The 16,900-nt window shown below is 72.0% G+C and carries 13 protein-coding genes; 9 read left to right on the forward strand and 4 right to left on the reverse strand.

What is annotated here, in order from left to right; all coding sequences use genetic code 11:
- Positions 1 to 20: 20 nt before the first annotated feature.
- A complete protein-coding gene (locus ACIBI5_RS00840) occupies positions 21 to 563 on the reverse strand; it encodes a hypothetical protein (RefSeq protein WP_397241809.1) in 543 nt (180 codons plus the stop codon).
- Between the two features lie 105 nt (positions 564 to 668).
- On the opposite strand from ACIBI5_RS00840, the gene ACIBI5_RS00845 reads away from it, so the two are divergent.
- The 7 genes from ACIBI5_RS00845 (at position 669) to ACIBI5_RS00875 (ending at position 7,598) form a co-directional block, all read left to right on the forward strand.
- Positions 669 to 1,949, forward strand: coding sequence for an FAD-binding oxidoreductase (locus ACIBI5_RS00845; RefSeq protein ID WP_397241811.1), 1,281 nt, complete (start codon positions 669 to 671; stop codon positions 1,947 to 1,949).
- Positions 1,950 to 2,273: 324 nt separating this feature from the next.
- The gene (locus tag ACIBI5_RS00850; RefSeq protein WP_397241813.1) at positions 2,274 to 2,789 is read left to right on the forward strand and encodes a hypothetical protein; all 516 of its coding nucleotides are present in this window, start codon (positions 2,274 to 2,276) and stop codon (positions 2,787 to 2,789) included.
- A gap of 208 nt (positions 2,790 to 2,997) precedes the next feature.
- Complete coding sequence (locus ACIBI5_RS00855) at positions 2,998 to 3,846, forward strand: DUF4097 family beta strand repeat-containing protein (protein WP_397241815.1); 849 nt, start codon at positions 2,998 to 3,000, stop codon at positions 3,844 to 3,846.
- Positions 3,847 to 4,079: 233 nt separating this feature from the next.
- Positions 4,080 to 5,048: an ATP-binding cassette domain-containing protein gene (locus ACIBI5_RS00860; protein ID WP_397241817.1), complete on the forward strand. Its 969-nt coding sequence runs from the start codon at positions 4,080 to 4,082 to the stop codon at positions 5,046 to 5,048.
- Positions 5,045 to 5,821 carry an ABC transporter permease gene (locus ACIBI5_RS00865; RefSeq protein WP_397241819.1) on the forward strand — a complete coding sequence of 259 codons (777 nt, stop codon included), beginning with the start codon at positions 5,045 to 5,047 and terminating at the stop codon, positions 5,819 to 5,821. Before ACIBI5_RS00860 ends, ACIBI5_RS00865 begins: the two co-directional genes overlap by 4 nt.
- Positions 5,822 to 5,837: 16 nt before the next feature.
- Positions 5,838 to 6,302 carry a pyridoxamine 5'-phosphate oxidase family protein gene (locus ACIBI5_RS00870; RefSeq protein ID WP_397241821.1) on the forward strand — a complete coding sequence of 155 codons (465 nt, stop codon included), beginning with the start codon at positions 5,838 to 5,840 and terminating at the stop codon, positions 6,300 to 6,302.
- Positions 6,303 to 6,371: 69 nt separating this feature from the next.
- Entirely contained in the window at positions 6,372 to 7,598 is a 1,227-nt protein-coding gene (locus ACIBI5_RS00875; RefSeq protein ID WP_397241823.1) for a serine hydrolase domain-containing protein, read from the forward strand.
- A gap of 362 nt (positions 7,599 to 7,960) precedes the next feature.
- Here ACIBI5_RS00875 and ACIBI5_RS00880 read toward each other — a convergent pair whose 3' ends face one another.
- Positions 7,961 to 8,407 carry a MarR family winged helix-turn-helix transcriptional regulator gene (locus ACIBI5_RS00880; protein WP_397241825.1) on the reverse strand — a complete coding sequence of 149 codons (447 nt, stop codon included), beginning with the start codon at positions 8,405 to 8,407 and terminating at the stop codon, positions 7,961 to 7,963.
- Between the two features lie 96 nt (positions 8,408 to 8,503).
- Here ACIBI5_RS00880 and ACIBI5_RS00885 point away from each other — a divergent pair, with 96 nt between their 5' ends.
- Positions 8,504 to 10,114, forward strand: a complete 1,611-nt coding sequence (locus tag ACIBI5_RS00885) for a DUF885 domain-containing protein (protein ID WP_397241827.1) — start codon at positions 8,504 to 8,506, stop codon at positions 10,112 to 10,114.
- Positions 10,115 to 10,170: 56 nt separating this feature from the next.
- On the opposite strand, the gene ACIBI5_RS00890 is transcribed toward ACIBI5_RS00885, so the two are convergent.
- Complete coding sequence (locus ACIBI5_RS00890) at positions 10,171 to 11,706, reverse strand: long-chain fatty acid--CoA ligase (RefSeq protein ID WP_397241829.1); 1,536 nt, start codon at positions 11,704 to 11,706, stop codon at positions 10,171 to 10,173.
- A 148-nt stretch (positions 11,707 to 11,854) separates the two neighbouring features.
- On the opposite strand from ACIBI5_RS00890, the gene ACIBI5_RS00895 reads away from it, so the two are divergent.
- Positions 11,855 to 13,414, forward strand: a complete 1,560-nt coding sequence (locus ACIBI5_RS00895) for a GMC family oxidoreductase (RefSeq protein ID WP_397241831.1) — start codon at positions 11,855 to 11,857, stop codon at positions 13,412 to 13,414.
- Here the strand turns inward: ACIBI5_RS00895 and ACIBI5_RS00900 are convergent.
- Positions 13,384 to 16,869, reverse strand: coding sequence for a helix-turn-helix domain-containing protein (locus ACIBI5_RS00900; RefSeq protein ID WP_397241833.1), 3,486 nt, complete (start codon positions 16,867 to 16,869; stop codon positions 13,384 to 13,386). The genes ACIBI5_RS00895 and ACIBI5_RS00900 overlap by 31 nt on opposite strands.
- Positions 16,870 to 16,900 lie beyond the last annotated feature (31 nt).

Consider the following 16,900-nt stretch of genomic DNA (forward strand, 5'->3'; position numbering starts at 1 on the left):
ATACAGTTGTATCCTAACCGCTAAGGGATGGGGTCGACGCACTGCAGGAGGCCGTAGACGAAGCGGGCGCGGTAGGTGGCGCCGGACTGCGGAAAGGAGACGGCCCAGTGGTGGGGCGCGGCGCCCTCCTCCTGGACGGCGTCGGGGAAGCTCGCGCCGACGTCGGCCACGACGCACTCCCACGGCACAAGGCCGGCCAAGCTCAGCGTCCGGTCACCGGACGGCCGGACGAACCACTGGTTCCAGATCTCTCCGCCCGGCCCGACGAGCAGCTCGAACTCCAGCCCCGGCCAGTACGGCAGCGCCCACCGCACCACGTCGCAGGTCAGGCTGCCGATGGGCCGTTCGCCCTCGAACGCGGGCCGCCCCAGTGCCCTCCGGAACCGGCCCGCCCCCTTCGGCGCCCGGCCGGCGTAGGCGGTGCGGGTCCACAGGGTGTGGGCCTCGCGGAGTTCGGCGCGGGTGGCGCCCATGTCGGCGAGGGCGTCCTCGACCCGGGCGGGATTGAGGTCCCGCATGCGGTGCATGAGTGCCAGTTCGAACGCGCGGACTCCGAAGACCATGCCCCGTACCCTCCCATGCCCGGAAAGAATCTTGGCCGTGCGTGTAGAGCGGGCGTCACCGGCTCCGACCTGTCAGGGAGAACACGGACAGGAAGGGCAACAACGATGACGAACGACACGCTGGCCACCGAGATCGTCCGCCCCGGTGACGAGGGGTACGAGCTGCTCAGCCGTACCTTCTCCAAGGAGGGCGCGCCCGCGCGCGTCGTCCGCCCCCGCGACGCCGCGGCTGTGGCCGAGGCGGTCGGGCACGCCGTGCGCGACGGGCTGGTGCTGTCGGTGCGCAGCGGCGGGCACAGCGTGCCCGGCTACGGCACCAACGACGGCGGGGCGGTGATCGACCTGGCGCGGCTCAACGGCGTCGAGGTTCTGGATGATGACCTGGTGCGGATCGGCGCGGGGGCTCGGTGGGGCGAGGTCTCGCGGGTGCTGGCGCCGCATGGGCTGGTGATCTCCTCGGGTGACACCGACTCGGTCGGCGTGGGCGGGCTGATGGTCGGGGGCGGGATCGGGTGGCTGGTCCGCAAGTACGGGCTGGCGCTGGATCACCTGGTCGAGGCCGAGGTGGTGACCGCCGCCGGGGAGGTGCTGCGGGCGGCCGCCGACGAGAACGCCGATCTCTTCTGGGCCGTCAGGGGCGGTGGCGGGGAGTTCGGGGTGATCACCTCATTCCTGGTCAGGGCCCGCCGGGAGACGACCGTGACCTTCGCCCGCGTCGGGTACCCCGCCGCCGACGCCGCCGCGGTTCTCAAGGCCTGGCGGGACGTGGTGCGCGAGGCGGGCGAGGAGCTGACGTCGTCGGCGCACCTGTACCCGGCGTTCGGGGAGGAGGCGCCGCCGTCGATCCTGATCCTGGCGGCCTACGCGGGCGACGACCCCGCGGTCATCGAGCCGCTGACCCGCCTGGGCGAGCCGACGTTCCAGGAGATCTCGGCCATCCCCTACGCCGAGGTCCTGGAGAGCGCCGAACTGCCGCCCGGCTGGCGTCCCATGGTCCGCAACCGGTTCGCCCCGGTTCTGACGGATGAGCTGATCGACGCGTGGGTGTCGGCGGACATTCCGATGATGTTCCGCGAGATCCGGGCGATCGGGGGCGCGATGGGACGCGGCGACGACACCGCCTTCGCGCACCGTGACAGCGAGGCGATGCTGCTGGGGGTCCTGCTCGGCACTCCGGCCGACCACCCCGCGCGGCTGCCCGCCTACGACGCGCTGTGGGAGACGATGGAGCCGCACGTTTCGGGCGCGTACGCGAACTTCTTCAGTGACCCCCGCCCCACCGACGTCGCCGCCGTCTACCCGCCCGCCACGCGCGCCCGCCTCGCCGCCATCAAGCAGGCCTATGACCCCGCGCGGGTGTTCTCCCAGAACCTGGCCCGCTTCTGATCTCCCTCTCTCCGTTACGGCACGGCCGCCAAGACCCCGCCCGCCGACCGTGGCCGGGCCCCGTCCAGGGGAACGGCCGTCCAGCGTGCGGGGCCGGCCGCCGTGACGTCCGCCCCGTGGGCCGGACACCGCCCGCATCGGGCCCCGAGCCGACACGTAGAGGCGCAGCCGGAACGCACCCCCGGCAGGCCGGTGCCACTCCTTTTCGCCGGAGGCTGGGCGACAAGGCGTGGCAGGATTGCCTGACCTGGCGTTTCCTTGAATGGTGCCATTATGGTGCCATGAGCGCTTGAGTTGGTGCCATAGACATGTCATAGTGGTGTCATGGAACTCGCGCCATATGTCGATCACCTCCGCCGGGAGCTGGCGGTCGCCGCCGAGGCCGGCGGTGAGGAGACCCGGGCGCCGGCCGAGCGCCTCATCGCGTCGCTGGAGTCGGCGGCCCGGCTGACCCTGCTGGAGGCGCTGTCGGCCGCCGCCAACGAGATCACCAGGGAGCTCGCCCCCGGCTCGGTGGACGTACGGCTGCGCGGACGTGACCCGGACTTCGTCGTGACCCCGCCGCCCGTGGCGCCACGTGACACGGAGGCGGGTCCGGGCACCGCCCAGGCCCGCCCGGTACGCCCGCCGGAGACCGACGAAGGCGGCACCACCCGGGTGGCGTTGCGGGTTCCTGACCATCTCAAACCACGCATCGACGAGGCGGCCGCCCGAGAGGGGCTGTCGGTGAACTCCTGGCTCGTACGCGCGGTGTCGGCGGCTCTCGACCCCGACCACGGGGGCCGGGGAACGAAGGACGCGGGCTCCGGCGGCCAGCGCTACACCGGCTGGGTCCGCTGACCCCACATCCCGGCGCCGCCCATGGCGCCGTCGTCATATCGGCCCGCCGTACCGGCACCTGAGGGCGGCGCGCACCGGCATCGGCCGCCGCACGGGCACGTGAGGGCAGCGGCCACCACCATCGGCCCGCCGCACGGGAGCGGCGGTCGCCGGCATCGGTCCGCCGTACGGGCAGCAGAGGCGGCAGGTATCAAGAGGAGGCAGCGCCATGCCCAGGTTCGACACGAACGAACCGATCTCGGCCAGCATCGAGATCGGCACCGGCCATATCCGCATCGTCGCGAGCGAGCGCACCGACACGGTCGTCGACGTGCGCCCGGCCGATTCCGGCAACGAGTCCGATGTCAGCGCCGCCGAGCAGACCCGGGTCGAGTACTCCGGCGGCAGGCTGACCGTGAAGACGTCCAAGGACTCCGGCCGCCGCAGCTGGTGGTGGTTGTGGGGCGGTTCGGTCGAGGTGACGGTCGAGTTGCCCTCGGGGTCCGGCGTGGAGGTGCAGGCCGACGCGGAGGTGCGCTGCCGCGGGCGGCTGGGTGACTGCCGGTTCACCACGTCGATGGGCGACGTCGACGTCGACGAGGCCGGACGGGTCCAGATCCACACCGGTGACGGCGACGTCCTGGTGACGAGGGCCGGCGGGCCCGCCGAGATCACCACGGCCAACGGCGACATCCGGGTGCGGGAGATCGACGGCGCCGCTCTGGTGAAGACGTCCAACGGCAACATCACACTCGGCCAGGTATCCGGTGACGTACGGATGAACACCGCCTACGGCGACATCCAGGTCGAGCGTGCGCTGTCGGGTGTGATCGCCAAGACCGCGGCGGGCGACGTACGGCTGGGCCAGATCGTCCGCGGCTCGACGGTGATCGACACGGCCTACGGCGAGCTGGAGGTCGGCGTCCGCAAGGGCACGGCCGCCTGGCTGAACGTCTCCTCCCAGTACGGCGACGTGCGCGTCCAGCTGGACGCCCACGACGGCCCCGCCGAGGCGGAGGACATGGTCGAGGTCCACGCCACGACCGGCTACGGCGACATCCTCGTCCGCCGCGCCTGACCGGCAACCCGGCCATCCACACCCGCACCCCCACGAGGTGACCACCTGAGCCCTGCCTGACCGCCCGACCCCGACATCACCTGACACTCGCCGCACGCCCGCCCGGTGACCGCTCCCGGGACCGCAGGCCGCGCGCGACATTTCCCGCACCGCCGCCACGGCGCGCCAGAGCGCGCCCGAAACCGGCAGGGCAGGACCCCCGACACCCACACGTCCGAAAGAGACGAGGCATCATGCCCTCCCATGCCCAACCCGCCATCGCGGTGACCGGCCTGCGCAAGTCCTATGGCGACAAGCTGGTCCTGGACGGCATCGACCTGACCGTCCCGGCCGGCACCATCTTCTCCCTGCTCGGTCCGAACGGCGCGGGCAAGACCACCGCCGTGGAGATCCTGGCCACCCTGAAGAAGCCCGACGCCGGTGAAGCGCGGGTCAACGGTTTCGACCTGGCCAAGCAGTCCGACGAGATCCGCATGTCCATCGGCGTCACCGGCCAGTTCGCCGCCGTCGACGGCTATCTGACCGGCGAGGAGAACCTGCTCCTCATGGCCGACCTGAACCACCTGTCCAAGCAGGAGGGCCGCCGCAGGGCAGCCGAGCTGCTGGAGCGCTTCGACCTGGTCGAGGCGGGCAAGAAGGTGTCGACCACCTACTCGGGCGGCATGCGCCGCCGACTGGACCTGGCGATGACGCTGGTCGGGGACCCACGAGTCATCTTCCTGGACGAGCCCACCACGGGCCTGGACCCGCGCAGCCGCCACACCATGTGGCAGATCATCCGGCAGCTGGTCGCGAACGGCACCACGATCTTCCTGACCACGCAGTATCTGGAGGAGGCCGACGAGCTGGCGGACCGCATCGCCGTACTCGATCATGGGCGGATCGTGGCGGAAGGCACCGCGGAGGAGCTCAAGCGGCGCATTCCCGGCGGCCACGTGAGCCTGCGCTTCGCCGACCCGCGCGCGCTGCGGGCGGGCGAGCTCGCGCTCGGGGCGGCGGGCGAGGTGAGCGCGGACGAGGACGCGCTCACGCTGCAGGTCCCGAACGACGGCAGCTTCCGCGCGCTACGCGCCCTCATCGACCGGCTGGACGGCGCGGCGGTCGAGGTGGAGGAGCTGTCGGTGCACACCCCCGACCTCGACGACGTCTTCTTCGCGCTGACCGGCCACCCCCACGACTCCCAGAAGGAAGCCCTCCGATGAGCTCGACGACCCTCGCCATGCGCGACTCGATGACGATGCTGCGGCGCAACCTGCTGCACGCCAAGCGGTATCCGAACATGACGCTCTCGGTGGCGTTCATCCCGATCTTCATGCTGCTGCTGTTCGTCTACGTCTTCGGCGGGGCGATCGGCAAGGGCCTGGCGACCGGCGACTACGTCAACTTCGTCACCCCCGGCATCCTCATGATGGCCACCATGTCCGGCTCGGTGGTCGTGGCGGTCTCGGTCTCGGTGGACAAGACCGAGGGCATCATCAACCGGTTCCGCACGATGCCGATCTCGCGGGCCTCGGTCATGACCGGGCAGGTGGTCGGCAGCGTCATCCAGACGATGATCAGCGTGGTGCTGGTCACGCTGGTCGCGTTGCTGATCGGGTTCCGGCCGGCGGCCGGGCCGCTGGGCTGGCTCGGGGTGATCGGGCTCATGCTGCTGGTGGCGTTCGCGATCACGTGGATCTCGGCCGCGTTCGGGCTGATCGCCAAGGGCGCGGAGACGGCGAGCAACATCGGGCTGCCGTTCCAGTTCCTGCCCTTCCTGGGCAACGCGATCGTGACGCCGGAGTCGATGCCGGCGGGGCTGCGGTGGTTCGCCGAGTACCAGCCGTTCACGCCGATCATCGGCACGCTGCGCGCTCTGCTCATGGGCCGGCCCGTCGGCGGCCAGTGGCTGGTGGCGATCGCCTGGTGCCTGGCCGGGGCCTTGGCCGGATATTTCTGGGCACGTTCGGTTTTCAACCGCCGGGCGGACAGCTGACGCGCATACTCGGGCCATGGAGCCGAGGACCGAAGTACTCGACCTGCCCGACGGGTATCGCACCCAGCCGCAGACCATCACCCTGACCTGGGGCGAGGTGCGGGAGAAGCTCCGGGCCGCCCCCAGCTACTGGCTGGCGACGGCGCGTCCGGACGGCCGCCCGCACGTCGTCCCGGTCGACGGGCTGTGGGTGGCCGACGCCTTCTACTTCAGCGGCGGCGACCAGACCGTCCACATCCGCAATCTGCGCGCGAACGGCCACGCCTGCGTCCACCTGGAAAACGCGACCGCGGCCGTCATCGTGGAGGGCGCCGCCACCTGGACCACTCCCGGCCCGGACCTGGCCCGCCGCCTGGAGGCCGCCGACAAGGAGAAATACGGCTACGGCGCGTTCCTGCCCGAAGTCTGGACCCTGCGGCCGGAACGCGTCCTCGCCTGGAACAGCCTCCCCGAGGACGCCACCCGCTTCACCTGGACATGACAGTTGTCATCCCCAGCCGGTGACGCGCCGGACTAACCGCGCCCGCGCCCAACGATCATGCTGAATCTCATGAGACGACCATTGATCGCGACCGTCGCCGCCGTCGCCGCGGCCCTGTACCTCGGCGGCGCACCGGCCGCGGCCGCCACGGGCGAGCTCGACCGGCGCGAGCTGAGGCAGTCACTCGACGCCGTCCACGCCGCGGGCATGTACGGCATCTACGCTCAGGCGCGCGCCGGCCGCCAGGAATGGGCGGGCGCGTCGGGTGTGGCCGACGTGGAGACCCGTCGTCCGGTACGGCCCGGCCTGAGCCACCGGATCGGCAGCATCACCAAGACGTTCGTCGCCGTGGCCGTCCTCCAGCAGGTCGAACGCGGCCGGATCGACCTCGACGCCCCGGTGGCCCGCTACCTGCCCGGCCTCATCCCCGGCGAACGCGGCCACAAGGTCACCATCCGGATGCTGCTCAACCACACCAGCGGCATCTCCGACCACGTCGCCGGCGCGTTCCCGTCGCTCCTGGAGGGCTCGCCGAGGAGCCTGGACGACAACCGCTTCCGCACCTTCGCCTCCGAGGAACTGGTGAAGCTCGGCCTCGCCGCTCCCTCGTACGGCGAGCCGGGCGCCCAGCCGGGCTCCTACTCCAACACCAACTACGTGATCGCCGGGCTGGTGCTGCGGAAGGTCACGGGGACGAATCCCGAGGACTACATCACCCGGCACGTGATCAGGAAGGCGGGGCTGCGGGAGACGGCCTTCCCGCGCTCGCCGTACATCCGGGGGGCGCACTCCAAGGCCTACGAGAACATGTACGGCTGGATCGACCCGCCGCGCGACTACAGCGTCTACAACATGTCGTGGGCCGGAGTCGCGGGGAACCTGGTCTCGACCATGGACGACCTCAACTCCTTCTACCGGTCGCTGCTGCGTGGCGACCTGATCGGGCCGGCGTCGCTGGCCCAGATGAAGACGACGGTGAAGGTGGCGGTGGGCGGGTTCGCCATGGACTACGGGCTGGGGCTGTATCCGCTGGACCTGCCGTGCGGGCGGTTCTGGGGGCATGACGGCGGGGTGTTCGGGATGGGCACGCAGTCGCTGATCAGCGAGGACGGGCGGCGGCAGGTGTCGTTCGGGATGAACCTCATGAAGTATCAGCGCTTCGACGAGAACGGGCAGATGCTGCCCAACGACATCGACCCGGCCTTGGGTTCCTTCCTGCTGAAGGCCTCCTGTGGCACCGACGCGGTCCTCAAGTCCGCCCAGCCCTCCTTCCCCCTCCTGCCCACCTCCCGCTGACACCCCTTCTGAGCCGCCACCCCCCAGACACCTGGATCTGGGGGGAGAAGCCCGGAAGAGCCGGAAAGCCGGGGTAGCCCGGAGCTAGGGGTTTCGGGGGTCTGGGAGGGGCGGAGACGCCGGAAATTTCGGACCCGGAGAAAGCGGCAATCCCGGGAGACAGCCGGTCGGAGAGGCCGTCGGCCAGAAAGCGCGGCGGAGCCGGAAGACCCGGAGACCGGGAGCCCGGAAGGCCGGTGTGGCCCGGTGGGGCGGAGGCCGGGTGCCCGGGGGGAGGGGGTGGAGGCAAGGCGCGGGAGTCCGGGGGGCTGAGGAGGTCGGAAAGCTCGGCGGGGCGGGGGAATGCGGGAGATGGGGGTGGGTCAGGGGGTTCGGGGGTGGTGGAGTTCTTCGGTGGCGGCCTGGTAGGCGTCGGCGGCCTGGGTGAAGTAGCGGAACAGCACCGCCCGATCCCCCTCCGTCATCGCCTCGAACACCTCGCCGAGCCGCCGCCGGGTCCCGGCGAGCACCTGTTCCAGCCCCTCCGGCCGCGCCACCGACTCCACGATGACCTTGCGCCGGTCGGCAGGGTCTGTTACGCGGCGCACGAGCCCGCCCTTCTCCAGCCGGTCAATGAGGCGCGTGGTCGCGCCCGTGGTCAGGCCGGTGCCGACGGCCAGGTCGCCGGAGGTCAGCGGACCGGACAGGTCGAGCAGGTTCAGCGCGTAGTAGTCGGTGGCGTTGAGTCCCGCCGCCTCCGCCGTGGCCAGCGCGTTGATCACGCCGGCGCTCAGATAGCGCCGGAAGATCTTGCTAGGGTCCGTTGACATCTCTGCAACGTAGCAGACAAGGCGTTTCTGCAACTACTGCTCCAAGGAAGATATCCCGACCCCGCGAAATGAAGGAAATGTGGCTATTGTGCCTGGGTGAGCGCAATCTTCCGCCTGTGTGAGCAGTACATCCTGAGGGCGGCGGCCCTGGACCCCGTCGAATCCGTCTACCTGGGCATCGTCGGCGACTTCGGCGTGGCCACCGACTACAGCCCCGACGGCCACGAGGCCAGGCAGGAGCTGGTCCGCGACACCCTGGCCGAGCTGAGCCGCCTGGCCCCGTCCTCCGACGCCGACCGCAGGGCCGCGGCCCACCTGCGCGAACGGCTGGAGGCGCAGGCCGCCGTCTACGCGATCGGCGGGCCGTACCGGGAAGTCAGCTCGCCCTTCGGGCTCGTCTCCGGGCTTAGGGACAGCATCGACCTGCTGCCGCGCAACGACGACGAGCAGTGGCGCGCCATCGCCGCGCGCCTGGCCGCCGTCCCCGGCATGCTGAACGGCTGGCGCACCACCCTCGACGTCGGCCTGGAGCGCGGGCTGCGCGCGGCGCGGCGGCAGGCGCTCGGCGCCGCCGACCAGGCGGAGCGCTTCGCGGGCACCCACGACGACCTGATCGCGGGCTACGGCGACGGCCCGGTCGCGGGCGAGCTGGCCGAGGCCGCGCGCAGCGCCTACCGGGGCTACGCCGAGACCGCGCGCTACCTGCGCGAGGAGTACGCGCCGCGGGCCGACGAGCGCGACGCCGTCGGGCCCGAGCGCTACGCCGTGGCCGCCCGCATGCAGCTCGGCGACGAGATCGACCTGCGCGACGCCTACGCCTGGGGCTGGGCCGAGCTCGACCGCATCGAGGCGGAGATGGCCGCGGAGGCCCGCGCCATCCTGCCCGGCGCCACCGTGGACGAGGCCACCGCCCACCTGGACTCCACCGAGTACGTGGTCGGCCCCGACGCGTACCTGGCCTGGCTGAGGGACCAGCACGAGCGGGCGATCGCCGCGCTCAACGGCGCCCAGTTCGACATCCCCGAGCAGCTGCGCACGGTCGACGTGGTGCTCGCGCCGGGGTCCACGTCCGCCGCGCCGTACTACACGCAGCCCAGCGAGGACCTTTCGCGGCCGGGACGGACCTGGTGGCCGCTCGGCGGGCGGGAGAAGTTCGCCACGTGGAGCGATCTGACGACGGTCTTCCACGAGGGCGTACCCGGCCACCACCTGCAGCTGGGCGCGGTCGCCGTCGCCGGTGACAAGCTCTCCCGCTACGCCAAGATGTCCTGGGTGGGCGGCCACGGCGAGGGCTGGGCGCTGTACGCCGAGCGGCTGGCCGACGAGCTGGGCTGGCTGACCGCCCCCGGCGCCCGGCTGGGCATGCTGGCAGCCTCCGCGCTGCGTGCCGCCCGCGTGGTCATCGACATCGGCGTCCACCTGGAGCTGCCGCTGCCCGACGGCTCGCGCTGGACGTTCGAGAAGGCCTGCGAGGTGCTACGCGAGCGCGGCAGGGCCGAGGCGCACAAGGTCCACCCCGAGGTGCTGCGGTACTTCGGCTGGGCCGGCCAGGCCATCTGCTACAAGCTGGGCGAGCGCGCCTGGCTGGAGGCGCGGGCCGAGGCGCAGGCCAGGCCCGGCTTCGACCTCAAGGCCTGGCACACCGCCGCGCTGGACCTCGGCCCGATGGGTCTCGGCACCATGCGCGAGGAACTGGCGAGGATCTAGACACGAGTACGGCTCGCGCCTCAGGGGGGAGGGCGCGAGCCGTACGGGCCGGTGGGTCAGCGCAGTTCGCGCTTGAGGATCTTTCCGGAGGCGGTCATGGGCAGCTCGTCGCGGAACTCGACGCTGCGCGGGTACTTGTAGGCCGCCATGTTCTCCTTCGACCAGGAGATCAGCTCGTCCTCGGTGATCGCCGAGCCGGCCGAGCGGATGACGTACGCCTTGATCTCCTCGCCGTGCGACTCGTGCGGCACGCCGAGCACGGCCACCAGTGACACGTCCGGGTGGGACATGAGGACCTCTTCGACCTCGCGCGGGTAGACGTTGAAGCCACCCCGGATGATCATGTCCTTGGCCCGGTCGAAGATGGAGTAGTAGCCGTCGGCGTCGCGGGTGGCGATGTCGCCGGTGCGGAACCAGCCGTCGTTCATCACCTCTGCCGTGGCCTCGGGCCGGTTGTAGTAGCCCTTCATGATGTTGTGGCCGCGGATGGCGATCTCGCCGGGGCCCTCGCCGCCGACCGTGTTCCAGTCGGCGTCGATGAGCTTCATCTCCACGCCCCAGATGGGCGTGCCGATCGTGCCCGGCTTGGTGGGCCGGCCGAGCTGGTTGAAGCTGGCCACGGGGGAGGTCTCCGACAGGCCGTAACCCTCGAGGATGCCGATGCCGAACGTCTTCTCGAAGTCGTTGAGGACCTCGAGGGGCGAGGCGGCGCCGCCCGCGACGGCCACGTTCAGCGTGGTCGGCACGTCGGCGCCGTCGGCGTGGATCTTCGTGAGCATGGCCCAGTACATGGTCGGCACGCCGGCGAAGAACGTCACGCCTTCCTTGCGCATGATCGCCAGCGCGTCGCCCGGCTCGAAGCGGGGGAGCAGCACCATCGTGGCCCCGCGCAGGAAGCCGGTGTTCTGGATCACGGTCTGGCCGAAGGAGTGGAACAGCGGCAGCACGCCCAGGTAGACGTCGCCCCCGTCGCTCCTGGGGAACATCTTGTCGCAGACCATGGTGTTGACCAGCATGTTCTGGTGGCTCAGCTCGGCGCCCTTGGGCTGGCCGGTGGTGCCGGAGGTGTAGAGGATCACCGCGGTGTCGTCCGGCGCCGTCTGCACGGTGGCGAACTCGCTGGACATGCCGCCCAGCGCCGCCCAGATCGACTCGCCATGCTCCGACTCGGTCGCCAGCGCCGTGGCGGGCAGCACGAAGAAGTGCTCGCAGCCCTCGGTGGCCTCGAACCCGGCCTTGCCCCGCGCGCCCAGCGGCAGCTCGGGCGTTCCCTCGAAGCAGAACAGCGCCTTGGCGTCGCTGTCGGCGAGGTGGTAGGCGATCTCCCTGCCCTGAAGCAGCACGCTCAGCGGCACCACGGTGGCGCCGGCCTTGAGGATGCCGAAGTAGATGAAGGAGAAATAGGGCAGGTTCGGACAGGCCAGCGCGACCTTGTCCCCCTTGCCGATGCCCCGCGAAACCAGCAGATTGGCCACTTGGCTGGCCACGTTGTCGACCATCGAGTACGGCAGTCGCATATCACCGAAGACGATGGCCGTCTTGTCTGGCGCGTTCCTCGCGCTGTCCTCCAGGACGATCGACAAGTTGAGCATGGAAGAGCTTCCTCCCTCGGGCCGGCTTGCCGCCATCTAAGCAGGCGATGCATACCGACCGGTAGGTAACTGAGGTCACAACTGCGTATGGACGGGATCTGTCCCCTGGGGTAGGCAAGTACCAGGTTACTTACCGTTCGGAGGGGTCATGGAGTACGACTACGTGGTCGTCGGAGCGGGCTCGGCCGGGTGCGTCCTGGCCAACAGGCTGTCGGCCGATCCGGGCGTGACCGTGGCGCTGGTCGAGGCCGGCGGCCAGGACGACAAGCTCGAGATTCGGATGCCGGCCGGGTTCAAGGCGCTGTTCAAGACCGAGTACGACTGGAACTACACCACCACCAAACAGGCCGAGATGGCCGGGCGCGAGCTCTACTGGCCGCGCGGGCGGGTCATCGGCGGCTCCTCCTCGCTCAACGCCCAGATGTGGGTACGCGGCTGCGCGACCGACTACGACCAGTGGGGCGTCCCCGGCTGGGGCTTCAACGACGTCCTGCCGTACTTCAAGAAGGCCGAGCACCGCGTCGGCAGCAACAACGGCGGCGTGTACGGCACCGCGGGACCGCTCCACATCTCCGAGCTGCGCAGCCCCAACGTCACCACCGCCGCCTTCCTCAAGGCCTGCCAGGAGCTCGGCATGCGCCGGCTCGGCGAGCTGAACGAGCGCGTCAACGAGGGCTACAGCCCCACCCCGGTCACCCAGGACCGCGGCCGCCGCTGGAGCTCGGCCGACGCCTACCTGCGCCCGGCGCTCAAGCGGCCCAACCTCACCGTGCTCACCGGCGCGACCGTGGACCGCGTGGTGTTCGAGGGCAACCGGGCCGTCGGGGTCGAGCACGGCGGGGTGCGGGTGTCGGCCAGACGGGAGGTCGTGCTGTCGGCGGGGGCGATCGGCTCGCCGTACCTGCTGCTGCGCTCGGGCGTGGGCGCGGCCGAGGACCTGCGCGAGGCCGGGGTGGAGCTCGTCCACGACCTGCCCGAGGTCGGCAGGAACCTGCAGGACCACCTGTCCACCGGCGTCTACGTCGAGTCCAAACAGCCGGTCACGCTGGTCAAGGCCGAGTCGCTGGTGCAGCTGGTCCGCTACATCGTGCTGCGCTCCGGCATGCTCACCACGAACGTGGGGGAGGCGGTCGCCTTCATCAAGACCTCGCCGGAGGAGCCCGCGCCGGACATCGAGCTGATCTTCGCGCCCGGCCCGTTCATCGACCACGGCCTCACCCCGCCGACCGGGCACGGGCTGACCGTCGGCGTCGTGCTGCTGCAGCCGGAAAGCCGCGGGCGGGTCTCGCTGAGCGGGCGAGAGGTGGCCATCGACCCCGGGTACCTCACCCAGGAGGCCGACGTGAAGCGCCTGGTCGCCGGGCTGAAGGCGGCCAAGCAGGTCTTCACCACCACCGCGATGCGCCCCTACGCGGGCGGGCCCATGTCGCCCTACTGGGCGCCGGAGAGCGACGAAGAACTGGCCCAGTGGGTACGCGAGCGCGGCGAGACGCTCTACCACCCGGTCGGCACCTGCCGGATGGGCACCGACGCCGAATCCGTCGTCGACCCCGCGCTCAAGGTGCGCGGTCTCGAAGGGCTGCGCGTCGTGGACGTCTCGATCATGCCGACGCTCAACCGGGGCCACACCCACGCGCCCGCCGTCATGATCGGCGAGAAGGGCGCCGACCTGATCCTTCAGTCGCGCTCGGGACACACCGGGGCGTAGGAGCCGTCGGAGACGTGCCGGCTCCACTCCCGCGCGCTGACGGGAGTGGGGTCGAGCGCGCAGATGCGCGCGGCCACCGGCTCCGGAGCCAGCGTCCACCGGTGGAGCAGGCCGTCGTGGCCGCCGGACACCAGCCGCCCGCCGGGCAGGAAGCGCAGCGCGGCGCCCGCGGCCCGCCAGACCGCCTGGAGCCGGTGCTGCTCCCACAGGCGCAACGTCCCGTCGGTGCCGATCGTGGCCAGGCGTCCGCTCGCGGAGTCGAACGAGACGCTCCTGACGATCCCGGTGTGGCCGGTCAGCCGGGCCACGGGCGTGTCCTCGGCCAGCGACAGGTCCCACACCAGCGCGGCGCCGTCGTGCCCGGCGCTGGCCAGGTACCGGCCGCCCGGATGCCAGTCGAGGTCGTCGGAGTATCCGGTGTGGCCCTTCAGCACCCTGACCCGCTTCGGCGCGTCGGGGTGGCCGACGTCCCAGATCTGCACGTTGTTCTCCGCGTCGCCGACGGCCAGCAGGTCCTCCCTGAGGATCACGTCGGTCACGCCGTCGACGCCGGGCAGCTCGCCCAGCCGCTTCCCGGTCGCCGGGTCCCACAGGAGCACGTGCCCGTTCTCGCAGACGCTCGCGCCGATCCGGCCGTCCTGGCTCAGGGCGGCGCCGACCACGTCGGTGTCGTGCCCGGTGAACCGGCCGAGCAGGCGCGGGCCGCCCGGCCGGGAGACGTCCCAGACGCCGACCGTGTCGTCGTCGCTCGCCGAGGCCATCAGGCCGCCGGCCAGGACGAGGTTGTTGACCTGGCCGTCATGCTCCCCGGCCGTGCCCAGCGGGGCGCCGTCGAGAGTCCACAGGCCGACGCCGCCGTCCTTGCCGCCGGTCGCCATGACCCGCTCGTCCGAGGTCACCGCCATGACCTCGCCGGGGTGGACGCGCGGGGCAGGCAGCGGCATCGCCCAGCGGAACACCTCCCCGCCGGCCACCCCGGCCAGCAGGTCGCGGCCGCCGTAGGCCAGCGCCCGTACCTCGGCCGGGTGGGGGAGATCGGTGAGGAGCGCGCCGTCGGCGGTGCTCCACAGGCGCACCCCGGGCGCGCTCGTCCCCGCCGCGACCTGCCGGCCGTCGGGGCTGAAGGCCAGCGAGTAGATGAAGCCGCCGGTGGTCGGCAGTTCCCTGGCCCGGCCGGACTCGCGGTCGACCAGCCACAGCCGGTCTCCGTCCGCGGCGGCGAGGGTGGCGTGATCGGGGCTCAGGGCGAAGAGCGTGCCCCGCCTGTCGGTGCCGATCGGGCCGTCCGGTGTCAGGCCGACGAGCCGGTCCGTCCGCTTCGTGCGCTCCGGGGTGGCGGCCTTCCAGGTCAAGGTCTCCTCGCCGGTGCCCGCCACCACGGCTTCTCCGTCTTCGCCGCCGAAGCCCAGGAAGGTGACGGCGGAGGCCGCGTGGGTGGCGATCGGCTCGGGTCTGCCGACCCGCCAGACCCGCACGCCCTTCTCGCCGCCGACCGCCACGACCCGCCCGTCCCGGCGGAAGGCCGCCGTGGTGATCCGGCCGAGGTCCCAGGCCAGCCGTACCGCGGAGTCTGCGGTGCGGGGCAGCACGGGGTCTCCGGTACGGCCAGGCGTGGAGTCTCCGGTACGGCCCGGCGCGGGGTCTCCCGTACGGCGTAGCCACACCTCACCCGCCGAGTCGCCCGTCACCACGGCGGAGCCGTCCGCGCTGGCGGCCATGACCGTCACCCGCCCCGCGCCCGCGCTCGACCGGCTCCCGGCGGGGAAGCCGCTGGAGCCGATCAGCGCGCCCAGCGACTCGGGGGTCTCGGCCCGCCGCCACGCCGCCAGCGCCAGGCCCGCCGCCAGCGGCGCGTTTCCCGGGCGCACGGAACCGGCGACCGCGGCCACCTGCCGCGAGAGCGTCTCGTCGCGCTCGGCCCTGGCGTCGCCGACCTGCCAGACCACCACGCCGGCCGTCATGGCCGTGACGACCACCAGCGCGGTGCGCGCCGCGACCAGGCGGCGCAGTTTCCTCGCGGCACGCCGCTCCTCGTGTTCGCCCGCGCGCACGAACTCCGCCTCCAGCGGGCCGAGCTCGTCGGGATGCGCGGCCGCCCACTCGCGTGCCACCGCCAGCGAGGCGCCCCGGTAGGTGAACGAGGCGTCGTCGCCCGCCTGCCGCCACGCCTGGGCCGCCTCGCCCAGCCTGCGCCGGGTCTGCAGGCCCGCGCGGTCGGTCTCGATCCAGTCGCGCAACCTCGGCCAGGCGCCCAGCAGCGCCTCGTGGGCGATCGACACCTCGCTCTCGTCGGCCGTCAGCAGGCGGGCGCCGACCAGCGCGTCCAGGACCGGCCGCCAGGCGGGCGAGATCAGGCCGAGCGGGACCCGGCGGCGGGTCTGGCCGCCGTCGGGGTCGAGCTGCACCAGCCGCAGCAGCAGGCGTCTGGCCACCTCGCGCGCGGCGTCGTCGAAGCCGGTGTAGAGGTCCTCGGCGGTGGTGGCCACGGCGCCGTGGATGCCGCCGGTGCGGTGGTAGCCGGCCACGGTCAGCACGCCGCCCTCGCGCTGCTGCCACAGCGCGCGCAGGGCGTGGGCAAGCAGCGGCAGCGTGCCGGGCTCGCCGCCGTCGCGCAGAAGCAGGTCGGCCAGGCCGGGTTCGAGGCTCAGGCCCACGGCCTTGGCGGGTTCGGTGATGGCGGCGCGCAGCTGCCGCTCGGTCAGCGGCGCGAGCGCGAGCTGGCCGCCGCGCAACGCCGCCACCAGCTCGGGGTGGGCGAGCAGGTGGCCGTAGTAGTCGGCGCGCAGGCCCAGCACGACCAGCGCCCGGCCGGAGACGGCCAGCTCGTTGAGCGTGCGGACGAACAGGTCGCGTTCGGCGTCGTCGCGGCAGAGCGTGAACGCCTCCTCGAACTGGTCGGCCACCAGCACGAGCCGGCCGTCCGTGCCGAGGATCTCCGCCAGGCGGGCCATGGGCCGGGCGGTCGGGGTGAACAGAACGACCGGCCACTCGCTGGAACCCGCACGGGGCAGGGCGCCGCGGGCCAGCGCGGGCACCAGGCCGGCGCCGAGCAGCGAGGACTTGCCCGCTCCCGACGGCGCCACCACCACGAGCGGGCCGCCGCCGTCCATCCTGGCGGCCAGCCGCATGGTCAGCTCGGCGGTCGCCTCCTCACGGCCGAAGAACCAGTGGGCGCTGCCGGGGCCGAAGGCGTCGAGGCCCGGGTAGGGGCATTCGTCGCCGCCGCCGGTTCTGGGCGGGGCCAGCCGTTCCAGGGCGCCGTTGGCTTCGAGCGCGCGGTCGCAGGCGCGCGCCAGCTCGGGCGTGGGCCGCTTGCCGCCGTTCTCGATCTTGCTCAGGTAGCCCTTGCTGTAGTGCACCCGCTCGGCCAGCGTGGTCAGCGAGAGCCCGCGAAGCGTGCGCCACCTGCGTAGTTCCGCGCCGAACGCGGTCGTTTCCTGGCGTCGCCCATCCATCGGGAAACGGTCAACCCCTCCCCATCGCCGC

The sequence above is a fragment of the Nonomuraea sp. NPDC050540 genome (genome assembly GCF_044457485.1).
Taxonomy (GTDB): domain Bacteria; phylum Actinomycetota; class Actinomycetes; order Streptosporangiales; family Streptosporangiaceae; genus Nonomuraea.